Origin of the sequence: Sphingopyxis sp. 2PD (assembly GCF_005503695.1) — a bacterium.
In the GTDB taxonomy this organism is placed as follows: Bacteria; Pseudomonadota; Alphaproteobacteria; order Sphingomonadales; family Sphingomonadaceae; genus Sphingopyxis.
The window spans coordinates 14,874-31,891 of the sequence record NZ_SCMU01000002.1 but is presented as its reverse complement, the minus strand read 5'-3'; the positions used below and the strand labels follow the sequence as shown (position 1 = coordinate 31,891).

Here is a 17,018-nt window from a genome sequence, read left to right as displayed (position 1 = left end):
CCGGGGTCCATTCGGGCCTCGCTGGAATGGATGCCGGATCAAGTCCGGCATGACGATTGATCGGAGAATTTGAAAATGACCTACGAAACCCTCCTCGTCGAAACGCGCGGTGCCGTCACGCTGGTGACGCTCAACCGCCCGCAGGCGCTGAATGCGCTCAACTCCAGCGTGCTCGACGATCTGATCGCGGCCTTCGCGGCGTTCGAGGCCGACGACAGCCAGCGCTGTGCGGTGCTCACCGGATCGGGCGACAAGGCCTTCGCCGCGGGCGCCGACATCAAGGAAATGGCCGACAAGCCCGCGTCCGATTTCTACCTCGAGGACTTTTTCTCGAAATGGACAAGCGATTTTGTGAAGAAGGTGCGCAAGCCCTGGATCGCCGCGGTCAACGGCTTCGCGCTGGGCGGCGGGTGCGAACTGGCGATGATGGCCGACTTCATCATCGCGTCCGAAAAGGCGAAATTCGGCCAGCCCGAAATCAAGCTCGGCGTCGCGCCTGGCATGGGCGGATCGCAGCGGCTGACGCGCGCGATCGGCAAGGCGAAGGCGATGGAAATGTGCCTGACCGGCCGGATGATGGACGCTGCCGAAGCCGAACGCTCGGGCCTCGTCGCCCGCGTCGTTCCGCATGACACGCTGGTAGACGAAGCGGTGAAGACCGCGACCATCATCGCGTCGATGCCGCCGATGGCCGCGATGGTGAACAAGGACATGGTCAACGCCGCCTTCGAAACGACGCTCGATCAAGGGCTGATCTACGAACGCCGCCTGTTCCAGATCCTCGCCGCGACCGAGGACAAGGCCGAGGGCATGGCCGCCTTTATCGAGAAACGCGAAGGCGTTTGGAAGGGGCGGTGAGCCCAGTCCCCCTCCCGCTTGCGGGAGGGGTTAGGGGAGGGTCTGTTTCCTCTCCACCAGTTCAATATTCGGGACAGGGCCTCCCCCGGCCCCTCCCGCAAGCGGGAGGGGAGACAAAATGAAAATCGCATTCATCGGACTCGGCAACATGGGCGGCGGGATGGCCGCGAACCTCGCCAAGGCGGGCCATGAGGTCCGCGCCTTCGACCTCAGCGAAGAGGCTCTCGCACGCGCCGTCGAGGCGGGCTGCACCCGCGCCGCCTCCGCCGCCGACGCGGTGACCGGCGCCGAAGCGGTCGTCACGATGCTGCCCGCGGGCAAGCATGTCGCGTCGGTATATGAAGCCGACGTCTTTCCGAACGCCGCGCCGGGCACGCTGCTCCTCGATTGCTCGACGATCGACGTCGCGACCGCGCGCGCCAATATCGAAGCCGCGACGGCCAAAGGCCTCGTCGCGGTCGATGCGCCGGTTTCGGGCGGCATCGCCGCTGCCAATGCGGGGACGCTCACCTTCATGGTCGGCGGTACCGATGAAGGCTTTGCACGCGCGGAACCGATCCTCGCCAAAATGGGCAAGGCGGTGATCCATGCGGGCGATGCTGGGGCGGGGCAGGGCGCGAAGATCTGCAACAACATGCTGCTCGGCGCGTCGATGGTCGCGACGTGCGAGACGCTTGCGCTCGCGCAGAAGCTCGGACTCGACCCGCAGAAATTCTTCGACATCGCCAGCGTGTCGTCGGGGCAGTGCTGGTCGCTGACCAGCTATGCGCCGCTGCCCGGTGTCGGCCCGACGACCCCCGCCGACAATGACTACAAGGGCGGGTTCGCCGCGGCGCTGATGCTCAAGGACTTGCGGCTGGCGATGGAAGCGGCGGCCAGCGTTAACGCCGATGTTCCGATGGGATCGAAGGCGCGTGCGCTGTACGAAGCGTTCGTCGAGGCCGACAAGGACGGCCGCGATTTTTCGGCGATCATCCAGACGTTGCAGGGCTGACGCATTACACCCAACTCCGTTCGCATCGAGCGAAGTCGAGATGCGTCTGGCGCTGTTCTGCCGTGTCTCGACTTCGCTCGACACGAACGGGAGTTTGGGTCGGTTCTAGGGTCGGCCCTGCTCAGGCTGAATCAAGCCATCGTAGCCCTGAGCCTGTCGAAGGGCGCTTCTCGGCGAGAAGTGCCCTCCGACAAGCTCAGGGCTACGGATCAATTTGAACAGGACAGACTCTAGTAAAAATCCGCCGTCTGGCCGCCGTCCTTGCGTTCGCCGCGATGCACCTGCGTCGGCGCGCGGCGGTCGCCCGTCCGCACCTCGATCCGGCCATCGACGCGTCGCACCTCGGCGGGCGCCAGGACGCGCGCCCGCGCCACTCCGACCGCGCTTGCTGGCGGAGCGGCTACCGGAGCGGCGACCGGAACGCTGCCCGTGAGCAGCAGCAGGGCGAAAAACGACATGGCAATCATGCTCTGCCGTAACGGCAGGCGTTGCCAGCGCTTTAACCCTGAATCGCAACTATTTGCGTCCGCCCGCGGCGGCATTCGGCAAAAGCAAAGGCCGCCTGCCCCGGGTCGGGACAGACGGCCTGCTGATCGTAATCGAAAGCGGGTTTAGAAGCCGCTCTTTGCCTCGGCCTTTTCCTTGAGCAGCGGTGCGATCTCGAACCCGTGCTTCTCGAGCGCCGCGACGATCTTGTCGGTGCCTTCCAGCCCCGCCCAGAACATCGGGCCGCCGCGATAGACTGGCCAGCCATAGCCATAAATCCACACGACATCGATATCCGAGGCGCGCTGCGCCTTGCCTTCGGAGAGGATTAGCGCGCCTTCGTTGACCATCGGGTACAGCGTGCGTTCGATGATCTCCTGATCGGTGATCTCGCGCTTCTCGACCCCCGCCTTGCCGCGGAACTCCTCGATCAGCTCGGCAACGCGCGGGCTCTCCGACGGCTGGCGCTTTTCGTCATAATCGTAAAAGCCCGCCTGCTTCTTCTGGCCCCAGCGGCCCTCGGCGCACAGCGCATCGCGGATGCTTTCGATGCGATTGGGGTCGCGGTGCCAACCGATGTCGACACCGGCAAGGTCGCTCATCTGGAACGGCCCCATCGGCATCCCGAATTCGACATGCACCTTGTCGACCTGCGCCGGTGTCGCGCCTTCCATCAGCAGCTTCATCGCTTCCAGCTGGCGCGGCTTCAGCATGCGGTTGCCGATGAAGCCGTCGCAGACGCCCGCAACGACCGCCACCTTGCCGATCTTCTTGCCGATCGCCATCGCGGTGGCGAGCGCGTCGGGCGCGGTCTTTTCACCGCGCACGACTTCGAGCAGCTTCATGACATTGGCGGGCGAGAAGAAATGCATGCCCAGCACGTCGCCGGGGCGGCTCGTCGCGGTGGCGATTTCGTCGATGTCGAGATAGCTGGTGTTCGACGCCAGGATCGCGCCGGGCTTGGCGATCTTGTCGAGCTTGCCGAAGATGTCCTTCTTGACGTCCATATTCTCATAGACCGCCTCGATGATCAGATCGCAGTCGGCAAGATCGTCGAGGCTGAGGCTGGGGGTCAGGATGCCCATCATCTGGTCGACCTGTTCGGGCTTGAAACGCCCCTTGGCGGCTGACGCGTCGTAATTCTTGCGGATCACCCCGACGCCGCGGTCGAGCGCGTCCTGCGCCATTTCGACGATCGTCACCGGAATGCCCTTCTGCAGGAAGTTCATCGAAATCCCGCCGCCCATCGTGCCGGCGCCGATCACGCCGACCTTCTTGATGTCGCGCAGCTGCGTGTCCTTGGGCAGGCCGTCGATCTTCGCGGCTTGACGTTCGGCAAAGAAGATGTGCCGCTGCGCCGCCGACTGGCTGCCGAACATCAGCTTCATGAATTGCTCGCGCTCGAACGCGAGGCCTTCCTCGAACGGCAAGCGCGTCGCCGCTTCGACGCAGGCGAGGTTGGCGTAAGGCGCTTCAAAGCCGCGCCAGCGCTTGGCATTGGCGGTCTTCAGCTGTTCGATCACCGCAACGTCGCCGAACAGCGGGCGTTCGCGCGTCGGGCGCGGGCCGTCGGCGATCTTTGCGCGCGCAAAGGCGATGGCGTCGGCGGCAAGGCTGTCTTCGCCCGCCAGTTCGTCGACGAGGCCGAGTTCTTTCGCTTTCGCGGCGGGCAGCGGATCGCCGGTCGAGGTCATCGTCGCCGCGGCTTCGACGCCGACGACGCGCGGCAGCCGCTGGGTGCCGCCCGCGCCGGGCAGCAGGCCGAGCTTCACTTCGGGAACGCCCAGCTTCGCCGACGGCACCGCGATACGATAATGACAGACGAGCGCGGTTTCCAGGCCGCCGCCGAGCGCCGTGCCATGGATCGCAGCAACGACCGGCTTCGACGCCGCTTCGATGCTGTTGAGCACCGCGTTGAAATCGGGACCGCGCGGCGGCTTGCCGAATTCGCTGATGTCGGCGCCCGCGATAAAGGTTGCGCCGGCGCAGCGCAGCACGATCGCCTTGACGCTATCGTCGGCGAGCGCGGCGGTGAAATTATCTTCCAGCCCCTGACGGACGTGCCAGCTCAGCGCGTTGACCGGCGGATTGTTGACGATGATGACGGCGACCTCGCCATCCTTTTCCATCGTGACGGAAACAGGGGTATCTTCGGACATTTCAGGCTCCTTAAAAGATGCCGTTCGCTTCGAGCGAAGTCGAGAAGCGTCTAGCGCTGCGCTTCGCGTGTCTCGACTTCGCTCGACACGAACGGGGGTGGGTTCTCAAATCAGTCGTCAATCGCGGCGTGGACCAGTGTCTTGACCTCGCGCCGCACGGGATAGGTGGAGGATGGCATCAGCTGCGTCATGAACACCATGCAGATTTGCTCGACCGGATCGACGAAAAAGCCGGTCGAGAACATGCCGCCCCAGTAAAAATCGCCGACTGACCCGGGGGTCATCGTCTGCGCCGGGCTTTCGTTCACCGCAAAGCCAAGGCCAAAGCCGACCCCGGCATTTTCGGCCTCCGAAAAGATACCGACGCTGTGCTGGACGAGGTCGCCGCCGCCGACCAGGTGGTTCGACGTCATCAGGTCCAGCGTCTTGCGGCTGATGATCCGCACATCGCCAAGCTTGCCGCCACCGAGCAGCATCAGGCAGAAACGGTGATAGTCGTGCAGGGTCGAGGCGAGTCCGCCGCCGCCCGAATGAAAGCTGCGATCCTTCGCCCAGCGGCTCTTGTCGCCGCTATCGAAGGGCTTCATCTTGGCCACGGGATCGAAGGCGTAGCAATCGGTCAGCCGGTGCTGCTGGTCGGCGGGCACCTTGAACCCGGTGTCGACCATGCCGAGCGGGCCAAAGATGCGCTCCTGCAAGACTTGTGCGAACGGCTTGCCCTCGATCCGCTCGATCACCGCGCCGAGTACGTCGGTCGCCATCGAATAATTCCAGCGCGCGCCGGGGTCGAACTGGAGCGGTATTTTTGCCAGCCCTTCGATGAAGCTGTCCATCGTATAATCAGCGTCGAAATCGTCGATCCGGGCCTTGCGATACGCGGCATCGACCGGGGTGCGCTCCTGAAAGCCATAGGTGAGTCCCGCGGTGTGGCGCAGCAGGTCGACCATGCGGATCGGCTGCGTCGGCGGCCGGGTCAGGAACGGCACATTGCCGCCGCCCGCGACGAAGACGCCGGTGTCCTTGAACTCGGGGCAAAATTTGACCAGCGGATCGGACAGCGCGACCTTGCCCTCCTCGACCAACATCATGAATGCGATGCTGGTGATCGGCTTGGTCATGCTGGCGATGCGGAAGATCGCATCCTCTTTCAGCGCCGCGCCCGGACGCGCCTCGCCGATGCACGAGCGATGCGCGATCTCACCGCGCCGCGACACCAAGGTCGCCGCGTGCGGCAAGCGGCCGGGGCCGACATATTTGGCCTCAAGAAAGGCGGGGATGCGGCCCAGCCGCGCCGTATCGAAACCGTGACCCATATCTATCCTGTCAATGCGATGTCTGGCCAAGCAGCTGGCGCGTCACCGGATGCGAACTGGTGAGCCCGCCGTCAACCGCGATCGCCTGCCCGTTGACATAGCTCGCCTGATCGCTCGCAAGGAACAGCGCGACATTGGCGAGCTCTTCGGGCTGCGCGGCGCGCTTCAGCGGGTTGAGCTGGCCCAGCTTGTGGGTGACCTCCTTCGCCTTCGCATAGTCAAACGTCGGCTTGGTCATCCCCGTTTCGGTGAGGCCGGGGCAGATCGCGTTGACGCGCACGCCGCTGGTGGTCAGCTGCTGCGCCGCGGTCTTGGCAAGGTTGATGACCCCCGCCTTCGATGCCGAATAGGCGCCCGGACCCGCGCCCGAATTCAATCCCGCGACGCTCGCGGTCAGCACGATTGCACCGCCGCGCCCCTGATCGACCATCGCTTTCCCGGCATGCTTCACCATCAGCGCCGGACCGATCAGGTTGACGCGCAAGGTCTCGGCCCAGGCGGCGGGATCGAAATCGAAGATGCCGCCCATGTCGCCGATGATCCCGGCGTTAGCGAAGGCGATATCGAGGCCGCCAAAGCTGTCCTTCGCGGTCGCGACCATCGATGCGACGTCGGCTTCGACCCCGGCGTCGATCTCCAGCGCGACCGCATCGCCGCCCGCATCCTTCACCAGCTGCGCGGTTTCGTGCACCGCCGCCGTCTTGTCGCCGAGCACCAGCTTCGCGCCCTCGGCAGCAAAGCGCAGCGCGCTCGCGCGGCCGATTCCCGAACCGGCACCCGTGATGATCGCAACCTTGCCGTCCAACGCGCCCATCATGCGCCTCCTGAAATCGTGGCACCGCCATCGCACACGATGGTCTGGCCGGTGGTGAATGCCCCCGCCTTGCTGGCGAGGAAGACCGCGGCACCCGCAATCTCGTGCGGTTCGCCGATCCGCTTCAACGTCGAGGCGGCGGTCGATCGTTTGAGATTCTCGGGATTTTCCCACAAGGCGCGCGCCATGTCGGTGCGGATCAGCCCCGGCGCGATGCAGTTGACGCGCACGCCCTTGGGCCCGAATTCGACCGAGAAATTGCGCGCGACCTGCATGTCGGCGGCTTTCGAAATCCCGTAAGCACCAATGATCGGCGATCCTTTCAGCCCGCCGATCGAGCTGATGATCGTGATCGATCCTTCGCCGCGTTCGAGCATTTCGGGCGCGACCATCGTGATCAACCAGTGGTTGGACAGGATATTATTGTCCATGATCTTGCGGAACTGCTCGTCGCTGATGCCAAGGCCGGGGCCATAATAGGGGTTCGACGCCGCGTTGCAGACGAGCGCGGTGACCTTGCCGAAAGCGGCGCGCGTCTCGTTGACGAGGTTCTGGAGGTCGTCCTTCGACGAGATGTTGGCGGCGACCGCAATTGCGGTGCCGTCGCCGAACCTTGCGTTGATCTCTGCGGCGGCCTGATCGCACGCATCCTGTTTGCGGCTCGAAATCACGACCTTCGCGCCCTGTTCGGCCATCGCCTCGGCGGTGGCCTTGCCGATGCCGCGCGACGATCCGGTGATCAGCGCGACCTGGCCGGTCATGTCGAACAGGCTCATGCGCCCGCCTTTCGTGCAAATTCCCACGCCCGCGCCGCGAGCGGCTGCACGCGCTCTGACATCGCCTTGGCATGGGCCGACGAAGCGGTGCCATCGATGACGCGCTTCTTGATTCCCTGCATGATCCCGGCGAGGCGGAAGAAGTTATAGGCGAAATACCAGTTCATGTCGGGCACGCCGTCGCGCCCGGTGGCGGCGCAATAGCGTTCGACCATTTCGTCGAGTTCGGGAATGCCGAGCGCGGCGCGATCGAGATCCATCACTCCCGAACGCCCGCCATTTTCGGTCACCCACGCCATCGCGACATAGGTGAAATCGGCGAGCGGATCGCCCAAGGTCGACAGCTCCCAATCGAGTACCGCGAGCACTTCGGGCCGATCCTTGGCATAGATCATATTGTCGATGCGGTAATCGCCATGGACGACGCTGGTGCGCGTCTGTTCGGGGAGCGTGGCGGGCAGCCACGCGATCAGCCGCTCCATCTCGTCCATCGTCTCGGTCTCGGCGAGCTTGTACTGCTTGGTCCAGCGGTCGACCTGCCGTCCGAAATAATTGCCGGGCTTGCCGAAATCGGACAGCCCCGCCGCCTCGACATCGACCTTGTGCAGCGCGGCGAGCGTGTCGATCATTGCCTCATAGGTCGCGCGGCGGTTCTCCGGCGTCGATCCCGGCATCGACCCGTCCCAGATCGTCTGCCCATCGACCATGCCCATCACATAAAACCAGCTGCCGACGATGCTGTCGTCGGTGCAGAGGCCATATTGGCGCGCGACGGGAAAGCCCATTTTGTGCAGCCCCGCCTGCACCTTATATTCGCGGTCGACCGCGTGCGCGGAGGGGAGCAGCGGGCCATAGGGCTTGCGGCGGAGCACATAATTTCCCGACGGTGCCGAAATCTTGTACGTCGGGTTCGACTGGCCGCCCGCAAATTTGCTCTGGGTCAGCGGGCCTTCGAACCCCTCGACATTCGCTTCCATCCACGCGGTGAGCTTCACTTCGTCGAGCACGTCGGCGCCTTCGGGCGCAACGGTACCGCTGAAGGCTTTCTGGGCGTCGAGCGTCACTGGTCGAAAACGATCACCGACCGTGCGGCGTCGCCTTTCTTCATCTTGTCAAACCCTTCATTGATCCGCTCCAGCGGGATCGTCTCGGCGACGATGCTGTCGAGGTCGAGCAGGCCGCGCAGGTAGAAGTCGACAAGCCGCGGGATGTCGACCGGAAAGCGGTTGCCCCCCATGATCGCGCCCTGCAGTTTCTTGCCCGACAGCAGGTCCATCGCCGACAGCCCGACCTTCTCGGTCAGCGGCATCATGCCCAGGATCGTTGCGGTGCCGCCGCGGCGCAGCGATGCGACCGCGAGGCTCGCCGAGGCCGGACGCCCGACGGCTTCAATCGCGTGATCGACCCCGCCCTTGCTGATCTCGAGGATCTGCTTGGCCGCGTCGCCGTCCATCGCATCGACGACGTCGGTCGCGCCCAGCTTCTTCGCCAGCTCGCGCTTTTCGGGAACCGGGTCGGCCGCAATGATTCGCCCCGCACCAGCGATTTTTGCGGCGTTGATCGTCGCGAGGCCGACCCCACCGCAACCGACGACGACGACGGTTTCGCCCGGGGTGACCTTGCACGCGTTAAAGATCGTCCCTGCGCCGGTCGTCACCGCGCAGCCGATCACCGCGGCGCGGTCGAGTGGCATGTCGGGGTCGATCGCAACGCACGCATGTTCGTGGACCAGCATCGTTTCGGAGAACGCCGACAGGTTGAGCATCTGGTTGACCGGCGACCCGTCGGGGCGGGTGATGCGCGGTGCCGATCCGGCGGGCCGCCGCGTGTCGCCGCCCATGCAAAGCGACATGCGCCCCGAAACACAGAATTCGCAGTGGCCGCAGAAGGCGCTGAGGCAGGTGACGACCGCATCGCCGACCTTCACCGTGCGCACTTCGCTGCCGACCGCCTCGACGATGCCCGCGGCTTCATGGCCGGGGATCGCGGGCAGCGGATGCGGATAGGCGCCGTCGATGAAATGCAGGTCCGAATGGCAGAGGCCGCACGCCGCGGTGCGGATGCGCACCTCGTGCGGGCCGCAATCGGCGATCTGGACGGTTTCGATCGACAGCGGCTGGCCGGGTTCGATCAGGATCGCGGCTTTGGTCATTCAAAATCTCCGTTCAGTCCCCCTCCCGCTTGCGGGAGGGGCTAGGGGAGGGCATGTCAATTCCGAACGGGAGAGGAACAAGCCCTCCCCCAACCCCTCCCGCAAGCGGGAGGGGATTTGTATTTATCGCGAAACCCCGACGTCGCCCGACGAAAAGCCGGGATCGGCAGCGTCGCTATATTTGGCGAACTCGATGCGGGCGATCGCGCGTTCATGCACCTCGTCCGGACCGTCGGCCAGACGCAAAGTCCGTTGATGCGCATAGGCCTTTGCCAGCCCGAAGTCCTCGGACACGCCCGCCGCGCCATGCGCCTGGATCGCGTCGTCGATGATCTTCAGCGCCATGTTCGGCGCCTGCACCTTGATCATCGCGATCTCGGCCGCGGCCGACTTGTTGCCGACCTTGTCCATCATGTCGGCGGCCTTCAAACACAGCAGGCGGGTCATTTCGATGTCGATGCGCGCGCGCGCCAGACGATGTTCCCAGATGCTATATTCGGCGACCTTGCGGCCGAACGCGACGCGCGACTGGAGCCGTTTCGCCATTTTCTCGATCGCTTCCTCGGCGACGCCGATCGTGCGCATGCAGTGATGGATGCGGCCCGGGCCGAGCCGCCCCTGCGCGATCTCGAAGCCGCGACCCTCGCCGAGCAGCATCGCTTCCTCGGCATTGACGCGGACGTCCTTCAGCACGATTTCCATATGGCCGTGCGGCGCATCGTCATAACCGAACACCGGCAGGTGGCGCTTGATCGTCACCCCCGGCGCATCGAGCGGCATCAGCACCATCGACTGCTGCGCATGGCGCTTGGCGGCAAAATCGGTCTTGCCCATCACGATCGCGACCTCGCAGCGCGGATCGCCCGCGCCCGACGACCACCATTTGGTGCCGTTGATGACATAATCGTCGCCGTCGCGCTCGATTCGCGTTTCGATGTTCGTCGCGTCGGACGAGGCGACCGCGGGCTCGGTCATCAGGAACGCCGAACGGATTTCGCCATTCATCAACCGGCCGAGATATTTCTCTTTCTGCGCGCGCGTCCCGTAACGGTGGAAAACCTCCATATTGCCCGTGTCGGGCGCCGAGCAGTTGAACACCTCGCTGGCGAAGCCAATGCGCCCCATTTCCTCGGCGCACAGCGCATATTCGAGGTTGGTGAGGCCTGGGCCTTCGAACTCGAAGGTCTCGTCGACATGGTGGTGTGCGCTGCTGCGCGGCGGCATGAACAGGTTCCAGATGCCCGCGGCCTTCGCCTCGGCCTTCAGATCCTCGACGACCTGGATGACTTTCCAGCGGTCGCCCGCCTTGTCCTGCTCGTTATAGGTGGGGACGGCGGGACGGACCTTGCGCTCGATGAAATCGCGCACCCGGTCGCGCCAATAGACCTGCCGGTCGGTAAGGTCGAAATCCATCTGAGCATCCTTTCCGTTTACGTTCGCGTAAGCCTTTGGACCGATTCGTCCTGCTTTGCCAACCCCTGCGGGCCGATTATTACCTCATTTGGTCGCGCGCTGACATTTTCCGTTACGGATGCGCTCCACTTCCGTCGGGTTCGGCGCGCGCCGTATCGTCGAGCAGCGCCAGCCGCGCCTCGTGATCGGCGCGCGAAATCGGGAAGCGCCGCATCACGATCAGCCCCAGCGTCCCGATCACCAGCACCGCCAGCGCATAGCCGAGCGCAAGGTCGCCGAGGACCGCGCGCTCGATCTCGCCCGGCTTGGCCGACGCCGGAAACGCCGCGAACGACAGGATCAGCCCGGCGATGAAGATGCCGATGCCGGTCGCGCATTTCTGCATGAAGAAATAACCGGCAAAGAACAGCCCTTCCGACCGCCGTCCGGTCTCGCTTTGCGATGCCTCGACCACGTCGGCCATCATCGAAGATGACAGGATCATCAGCATGATCGAAAAGCTGTTGGAAATGAACACCAGCGCGAACATCACCGCCGCGCTCGGCTTGCCGGGCAGGCCCGGAAAAACCCCCTGGATCCACGCCAAATACATGCCGCTGTTGACGAGCAGCGCGATCGCCCCGGCGACGATCGCGCCGTCGCGCTTGCCGAGCCGCGCCGACAGCGGCGCGACGAACAGAAAGGCGGCGATCATCGATCCGAACAGCAGAAAGACATAGGCGATCAGCTCGCCTTGCGTCAGCTGCCAGAAAAAGCCGAGCAGATAATTGGTCATCGAAAAGGTGATGCCCTGGTTCACGAAGCCGAACAGCGCGGCGAACACCAGCCACAGAAAGGCGCGGTTCGACAGCGTGTCGCGCATTTCGCCGAGCACCTGGCGCAGCGTCATCACGGGTTTGACGTCGGCCAGGTTCGACACCGCGATCCGCCGATGCTGCCCCGCCGCCGAAATCACCACCGCGCCCAGCATCATCAGCGCCCCGGTGAGTGCATAGGGACCATAGCCGTCGGGATCGACCAGCCCCTTGGGCCCGCCGAAAAACACCCCATAGGCAAGCAGCAGGATCAGCAGCCCGCCGCCCCAGCCGAACAGGAAGCGATAGCGCATGACGATCGTCCGCTCGTCATAATCGGCGGTCAGTTCGGGGACGATCGCCACCGACGGCACCTCGCAGCACGACACCAAAGTCCGCACGATAATCGCAAAGCCGATCAGCCAGAGCACCGTCATCGAATCGGACATGGCGGGCGGGTGCCACAGCAGCATCCACGCGATGGCGAGCGGCACCGGCGCAATATAGAGCCAGGGCAGGCGGCGGCCCCAGCGGCTCCGCGTGCGGTCGGTCAGCTCGCCGATCACCGGATCAACAAAGGCGTCGGCGATCAGCGCGACCATGATCGCGGTGCCGACGATCCCGGCGTCGAGGCCGACGACCTGATTGTAGAACAGCAGCAGAAAGGTCGAAAAACCATTGTCCTTGACGCCATAGGCGATGCTGCCGAGCCCGTGCGTCGCTTTCAGCCACACGGGCAGGCGCCGGGTTTTCGGCACCGCCGCGGCTGACGCGTTCACGCCGCCGCTCCGGCCTTCGCAGCCTCCTCCATCTGGACCAGCGCGTCGAACATGCCCGGCGTTTCCTTGTCCCACGCGTGGCGCTGGCCGATCGTCAGTCCGCCATCGACGAGCAGGTGGGTGCCGGTCATGAAACTCGACTCCTCGCTCGCGAGGTAAGCGACCGCGTTGGCGATATCCTCGGGCTGGCCGCCGCGCGCGACCGGCTGCGCCTGCGCGCTCATCCCGGCGATGATCGCATTCGCCTGTTCCTTCATCTCGCCGGGGACGTCGAGCGACGCGGTGAAGATATTGGTGTTGATGAAGCCGGGGCAGATCGCGTTCACGCGGATGCCATATTGCGCCAGATCAGTGGCGGCGACCTTGCTAAGGTGCAGCACCCCCGCCTTCGCGACGGCATAGGCGATCGGCGAATAGCCCGCGCCCAGCGCCGCGACGCTCGCGGTGTTGACGATGCTCGCGCCCTTCCGCGCCTTCATGTGCGGCGCGGCGTAACGGATGCCCATCGCGACCGATTTCAGCACCAGGTCCATCGTCCGGTCCCAGCCTTCGGGGGTGATCTCGTCGATCGGCGCGCGGTCGCCGCCCGCGGCGGCATTGTTGAAGACGATGTCGATGCCGCCGGCCTTCGCCGCGGCTTCCTTCATCAGCGCCTCGATGTCCGACGGCCGCGTCACGTCGCAGCGGACGAAATCGATCTTGCCGTTCGATGCTTCGGCGAGCGCGCGCCCGCCCGCTTCGTCAATGTCGGCGGCAAACACATGCGCGCCTTCGCCCGCCAGTTTCAGGACCGTGGCCCTGCCGATACCCGATGCCGCGCCGGTGACGACGGCGACCTTGCCTGCGAATCGCATATCCTGCTCCCGTTTTCTTTTGCCACTTAGCTTAGGCGCCAAAGGGGACGCGTCAACGGCGGCCTGTCGGACGCTACGGCGCCGTAACGGCAGGTGGGCCCGCCCAAGTTGACGCTTGCGTAAAGTAGCGAAGCCGACGTAGGTTTGCGGCCAGAAGAGGAGCCAAAAGGATGAGCGAACTGGACGCTTTCCGCACCGAGGTGCGCGAATGGCTGGAAGCCAATTGTCCCGCCGAAATGCGCGAGCCGATCCGCGACGAGGATGACATCTGCTGGGGCGGGCGCAACTTCAGGTTCAAGAACGATGCCCAGAAGGCGTGGCTCGATGCCTGCGCCCAAAAGGGCTATACCGTTCCCGACTGGCCCAAAGCCTATGGCGGCGCCGGGCTCACCCCCGAACAGACGAAAATCCTCAAGCAGGAAATGAAGCGAATCAAGGCGCGTTCGCCGCTCGACAGCTTCGGCATCTGGATGCTCGGCCCCGCGCTCCTGCAATTCGGCACCGAGGAGCAGAAGGTCCATTATCTGAACCCGATCGCGCGCGGCGAAATCCGCTGGTGCCAGGGCTATTCGGAACCCGGTTCGGGCAGCGACCTCGTCAGCTTGCAGACCTTCGGCGAAGACAAGGGCGACCATTGGGTCGTCAACGGGTCGAAGATCTGGACGAGCTACGCCGACAAGGCCGACTGGATCTTCTGTCTCGTCCGCACCGACAAGACGAATAAATATCAGGGCATCACCTTCATGCTCTTCGACATGGAGAGCCCCGGCGTCACCACCAAGCCGATCCTGCTCATCAGCGGCAACAGCCCGTTCTGCGAAACCTTCTTCGACGATGTGAAGGTGCCGAAGGACCAGTTCGTCGGCGAGATCAACCGTGGCTGGGACGTCGCCAAATATCTGCTCGGCCACGAACGCGAGATGATCTCGGGCGGCGGCGCCGGCGGCGACATGATCAGCATCGGCGGCGCCTTTGCCAAGGCGTTCGGCAAGAACGCCGCCGGCGAGCTCGACGACCCGATCCTGCGCGCCGAGATGGCGGCGTTCGACACCGACGTCTTTGCCTATCGCGCGATGGGAGAGCGCTTCATGGACATGTGGAAGACCGGCCGCGCGCATCCGGCCAGCTCGAACATGATGAAATATGTCGGCACCGAACTCAACAAGCGGCGCCATGAGCTGGTGATGTCGGGCGGCGGCAGCGAAGCGCTCGAATGGGACAGCGAAGAAAGCAAGGGCGGCGCGCGTGCGCGCAGCTGGCTGCGCACCAAGGCCAATTCGATTGAAGGCGGGACGAGCGAAGTGATGCTCAACGTCATCGCCAAGCGTATTCTCGACCTGCCCGGAGCCTGACCCATGCCTTTGTACCACAATGACGATCAGGCGATGCTCAAGGACAGCGTCGCGCCCTTCGTCGCCGAACAGGCGCCGGTGTCGCACCTGCGCAAACTCCGCGACAGCGCCGACGCCACCGGCTTCTCGCGCGACCTGTGGGCGCAGTTCACCGAAATGGGCCTGCCCGGCATGCTCGTTCCCGAAGCCCACGGCGGCCTCGGCATGGGGCATATGGAAACGGGGATCGTGCTCGAGGAAATCGGCCGCAACCTGACCCCGTCGCCTTTCCTGTCGACCGGCGTCGGCGCGGTCGCCGCGCTGGCGAAAGCGGGCGGCACGCAGGCGGGCCGCTGGCTCCCCGCCATTGCCAGCGGCGAGGCAATCGTCGCGCTCGCGATCGACGAGGGCGCCAAGCACCGCCCCGATCGTATCGCCACCACCGCAACGCGCGCGGGCAACGGGTTTCGGTTGGACGGCAAGAAAAGCTTCGTCCTTCACGGCCATGTCGCCGACATGAGCATCGTCGCGGCGAAGACCGACGGCGGGATCACTTTGTTTGCGGTGCCGAAGGATGCGAAAGGCCTGACCGCCGACCCGCGCCGCCTCGTCGACTCCAGCCTCGCGAGCCATGTCACGCTCGACGGCGTCGAGGTCGATGCCGACGCGGTGATCGGCGAGGTCGATGCCGGCGGCGAGATCCTCGACGCGCTGCTCGCTGCGACGCGCACCGGTGCCGCCGCCGAAATGGTCGGTGTCGGGCAGGGCGCGATGGACATGACCGTCACCTACCTCAAGGAACGCAAGCAGTTCGGCAAGCTGATCGGCGAATTCCAGGGCCTCCAGCACCGCGCCGCGCATCTCTATGGCGAAATGGAAGTCGCGCGCGCGACCGTGATGAAGGCGCAGCAGCTGCTCGACGAGGGCAGCGAAGGCGCAAAGCTGATGGTCTCGGTCGCCAAGGCCAAGGCCGGCCGCGCCGCCAATCTTGCCGTCCGCGAGGGCGTGCAGATGCACGGCGGCATCGGCATGACCGACGAATATGACATCGGCCTCTACATGAAACGCGACCGCGCGCTCGCCGAATTTATGGGCGATGTGCATTATCACATCGACCAGGTCGCGCGGATGAACGGCTACTGATCCAGATCACGCCCTCCCCTTCAGGGGAGGGCAGCGAGACTTGGCAGCTTGCTGCCTAGTCGCAGCGGGTGGGGGCCAGAGGCCTTGCGCTACGCCGCGAGCCCCCACCCCCAACCCTCCCCTGAAGGGGAGGGGCTTAGAAAGGATAACGCCATGAACCTCCAGGACATGTTCGGCCTCGACGGCCGCATCGCGCTCGTCACCGGCGGCTCGCGCGGCATCGGCAAGATGATCGTCGAGGGCTATCTCGCCGCAGGCTGCGCCCGCGTGTATATCTCTGCGCGCAAGACCGCGCAGATCGAGGAAGCCATCGCCGATTTCGAAACGCGCTACCCCGGCAAGGTCATCGGGCTGCCCGTCGACCTGTCGACCGTCGAGGGGTGCCGCGCACTGGCGAAGGAGCTAGAAGCGCGCGAGGAACGCCTCGACATCCTCGTCAACAACGCCGGTGCCGCGTGGGGCGAACCCTTCGAGGGCTTCCCCGAAGCGGGCTGGGACAAGGTGATGGACATCAACGTCAAATCGCCCTTCTTCCTGACACAGGCGCTGCACGGGCTGCTCAAGGCGGGCGGTTCGCATGAACGCCCGGCCAAGGTCATCAACATCGGCTCGATCGACGGCCAGCGTCTCAACCCGTGGGAAACCTATAGCTACCACGCGTCGAAGGCGGCGATCCTCTACCTCACCAAGCGGCTCGCGGCGCGCCTCGTTACCGATCATATCCTTGTCACCGCCATCGCGCCGGGCGCCTTCCAGTCGGATATGAACAAGGCCGCGCGCGACCATGGCGATACGGTCGCGAAAAGCATCCCCGTGAAGCGCATCGGCGTGCCCGAGGACATGGCCGGGGCCGCGATCTTCCTCGCGTCGAAGGCGGGCGATTATGTCGTCGGCGACACGATCACCGTCGACGGCGGGCTGGTCCACGGCGATTTGAAGACCAGCATCGACGCGTAAGGCCGGTCCTCAATCTTCGCGTCACCCCGGACTTGATCGGCGGTGATACTTGTCGACCCGGTATCTGCTCCCCGGCGAAAGCCGGGGCCCAGGGCGCCCTAAAGCAACGCCTGTTTTGGCACGCCCTGGACCCCGGCTTTCGCCGGGGAACAGCTCTTCGCTCGGTTTCAAGAGACTAGGTGCGGAGTTGATCCG

General features: G+C 64.8%; 15 protein-coding genes. 5 read left to right on the top strand and 10 right to left on the bottom strand.

The window, feature by feature from the left end; all coding sequences use genetic code 11:
* Positions 1–75 precede the first annotated feature (75 nt).
* Positions 76–858 carry an enoyl-CoA hydratase-related protein gene (locus FFS18_RS01885; protein ID WP_137869554.1) on the top strand — a complete coding sequence of 261 codons (783 nt, stop codon included), beginning with the start codon at positions 76–78 and terminating at the stop codon, positions 856–858.
* Positions 859–976: 118 nt separating this feature from the next.
* Positions 977–1,852 (top strand): 3-hydroxyisobutyrate dehydrogenase, encoded by an 876-nt coding sequence (mmsB, locus tag FFS18_RS01880; RefSeq protein WP_137869553.1) that lies wholly within the window; start codon positions 977–979, stop codon positions 1,850–1,852.
* Between the two features lie 230 nt (positions 1,853–2,082).
* Here the strand turns inward: mmsB and FFS18_RS01870 are convergent, their stop codons facing one another.
* From FFS18_RS01870 to FFS18_RS01825, 10 genes are all read right to left on the bottom strand, one after another.
* The gene (locus FFS18_RS01870) at positions 2,083–2,310 is read right to left on the bottom strand and encodes a hypothetical protein (RefSeq protein WP_249340255.1); all 228 of its coding nucleotides are present in this window, start codon (positions 2,308–2,310) and stop codon (positions 2,083–2,085) included.
* 153 nt (positions 2,311–2,463) lie between these two features.
* Positions 2,464–4,497 (bottom strand): 3-hydroxyacyl-CoA dehydrogenase NAD-binding domain-containing protein, encoded by a 2,034-nt coding sequence (locus tag FFS18_RS01865; RefSeq protein ID WP_137869550.1) that lies wholly within the window; start codon positions 4,495–4,497, stop codon positions 2,464–2,466.
* Between the two features lie 110 nt (positions 4,498–4,607).
* Positions 4,608–5,810: a serine hydrolase domain-containing protein gene (locus FFS18_RS01860; protein WP_137869549.1), complete on the bottom strand. Its 1,203-nt coding sequence runs from the start codon at positions 5,808–5,810 to the stop codon at positions 4,608–4,610.
* A 10-nt stretch (positions 5,811–5,820) separates the two neighbouring features.
* Positions 5,821–6,624, bottom strand: coding sequence for an SDR family NAD(P)-dependent oxidoreductase (locus tag FFS18_RS01855; protein WP_137869779.1), 804 nt, complete (start codon positions 6,622–6,624; stop codon positions 5,821–5,823).
* The gene (locus FFS18_RS01850; protein ID WP_137869548.1) at positions 6,624–7,400 is read right to left on the bottom strand and encodes an SDR family NAD(P)-dependent oxidoreductase; all 777 of its coding nucleotides are present in this window, start codon (positions 7,398–7,400) and stop codon (positions 6,624–6,626) included. The genes FFS18_RS01855 and FFS18_RS01850 overlap by 1 nt, the downstream gene beginning before the upstream one ends.
* Positions 7,397–8,464, bottom strand: coding sequence for a phosphotransferase family protein (locus tag FFS18_RS01845; RefSeq protein ID WP_137869547.1), 1,068 nt, complete (start codon positions 8,462–8,464; stop codon positions 7,397–7,399). The genes FFS18_RS01850 and FFS18_RS01845 overlap by 4 nt, the downstream gene beginning before the upstream one ends.
* Positions 8,461–9,552: a Zn-dependent alcohol dehydrogenase gene (locus FFS18_RS01840; protein ID WP_137869546.1), complete on the bottom strand. Its 1,092-nt coding sequence runs from the start codon at positions 9,550–9,552 to the stop codon at positions 8,461–8,463. The genes FFS18_RS01845 and FFS18_RS01840 overlap by 4 nt, the downstream gene beginning before the upstream one ends.
* A gap of 123 nt (positions 9,553–9,675) precedes the next feature.
* Positions 9,676–10,965, bottom strand: coding sequence for an acyl-CoA dehydrogenase family protein (locus FFS18_RS01835; RefSeq protein ID WP_137869545.1), 1,290 nt, complete (start codon positions 10,963–10,965; stop codon positions 9,676–9,678).
* Positions 10,966–11,077: 112 nt separating this feature from the next.
* Complete coding sequence (locus FFS18_RS01830; RefSeq protein ID WP_171005191.1) at positions 11,078–12,538, bottom strand: MFS transporter; 1,461 nt, start codon at positions 12,536–12,538, stop codon at positions 11,078–11,080.
* A complete protein-coding gene (locus tag FFS18_RS01825; RefSeq protein ID WP_137869543.1) occupies positions 12,535–13,392 on the bottom strand; it encodes an SDR family NAD(P)-dependent oxidoreductase in 858 nt (285 codons plus the stop codon). The genes FFS18_RS01830 and FFS18_RS01825 overlap by 4 nt, the downstream gene beginning before the upstream one ends.
* 170 nt (positions 13,393–13,562) lie before the next feature.
* Here FFS18_RS01825 and FFS18_RS01820 point away from each other — a divergent pair, with 170 nt between their 5' ends.
* The 3 genes from FFS18_RS01820 to FFS18_RS01810 all read left to right on the top strand — a co-directional run bounded on the left by FFS18_RS01820 (position 13,563) and on the right by FFS18_RS01810 (position 16,823).
* A complete protein-coding gene (locus FFS18_RS01820) occupies positions 13,563–14,744 on the top strand; it encodes an acyl-CoA dehydrogenase family protein (protein ID WP_137869542.1) in 1,182 nt (393 codons plus the stop codon).
* A gap of 3 nt (positions 14,745–14,747) precedes the next feature.
* Positions 14,748–15,866 carry an acyl-CoA dehydrogenase family protein gene (locus tag FFS18_RS01815; RefSeq protein ID WP_137869541.1) on the top strand — a complete coding sequence of 373 codons (1,119 nt, stop codon included), beginning with the start codon at positions 14,748–14,750 and terminating at the stop codon, positions 15,864–15,866.
* A gap of 153 nt (positions 15,867–16,019) precedes the next feature.
* Positions 16,020–16,823, top strand: coding sequence for an SDR family oxidoreductase (locus FFS18_RS01810; RefSeq protein ID WP_137869540.1), 804 nt, complete (start codon positions 16,020–16,022; stop codon positions 16,821–16,823).
* The last annotated feature ends 195 nt before the right edge of the window (positions 16,824–17,018 follow it).

Coding starts and splice junctions, on each gene's coding strand:
- FFS18_RS01885 (WP_137869554.1), top strand. CDS start 76: ATGACCTACGAAACCCTCCTCGTCGAAACGCGCGGTGCCGTCACGCTG.
- mmsB (WP_137869553.1), top strand. CDS start 977: ATGAAAATCGCATTCATCGGACTCGGCAACATGGGCGGCGGGATGGCC.
- FFS18_RS01870 (WP_249340255.1), bottom strand. CDS start 2,310: ATGTCGTTTTTCGCCCTGCTGCTGCTCACGGGCAGCGTTCCGGTCGCC.
- FFS18_RS01865 (WP_137869550.1), bottom strand. CDS start 4,497: ATGTCCGAAGATACCCCTGTTTCCGTCACGATGGAAAAGGATGGCGAG.
- FFS18_RS01860 (WP_137869549.1), bottom strand. CDS start 5,810: ATGGGTCACGGTTTCGATACGGCGCGGCTGGGCCGCATCCCCGCCTTT.
- FFS18_RS01855 (WP_137869779.1), bottom strand. CDS start 6,624: ATGGGCGCGTTGGACGGCAAGGTTGCGATCATCACGGGTGCCGGTTCG.
- FFS18_RS01850 (WP_137869548.1), bottom strand. CDS start 7,400: ATGAGCCTGTTCGACATGACCGGCCAGGTCGCGCTGATCACCGGATCG.
- FFS18_RS01840 (WP_137869546.1), bottom strand. CDS start 9,552: ATGACCAAAGCCGCGATCCTGATCGAACCCGGCCAGCCGCTGTCGATC.
- FFS18_RS01835 (WP_137869545.1), bottom strand. CDS start 10,965: ATGGATTTCGACCTTACCGACCGGCAGGTCTATTGGCGCGACCGGGTG.
- FFS18_RS01825 (WP_137869543.1), bottom strand. CDS start 13,392: ATGCGATTCGCAGGCAAGGTCGCCGTCGTCACCGGCGCGGCATCGGGT.
- FFS18_RS01820 (WP_137869542.1), top strand. CDS start 13,563: ATGAGCGAACTGGACGCTTTCCGCACCGAGGTGCGCGAATGGCTGGAA.
- FFS18_RS01815 (WP_137869541.1), top strand. CDS start 14,748: ATGCCTTTGTACCACAATGACGATCAGGCGATGCTCAAGGACAGCGTC.
- FFS18_RS01810 (WP_137869540.1), top strand. CDS start 16,020: ATGAACCTCCAGGACATGTTCGGCCTCGACGGCCGCATCGCGCTCGTC.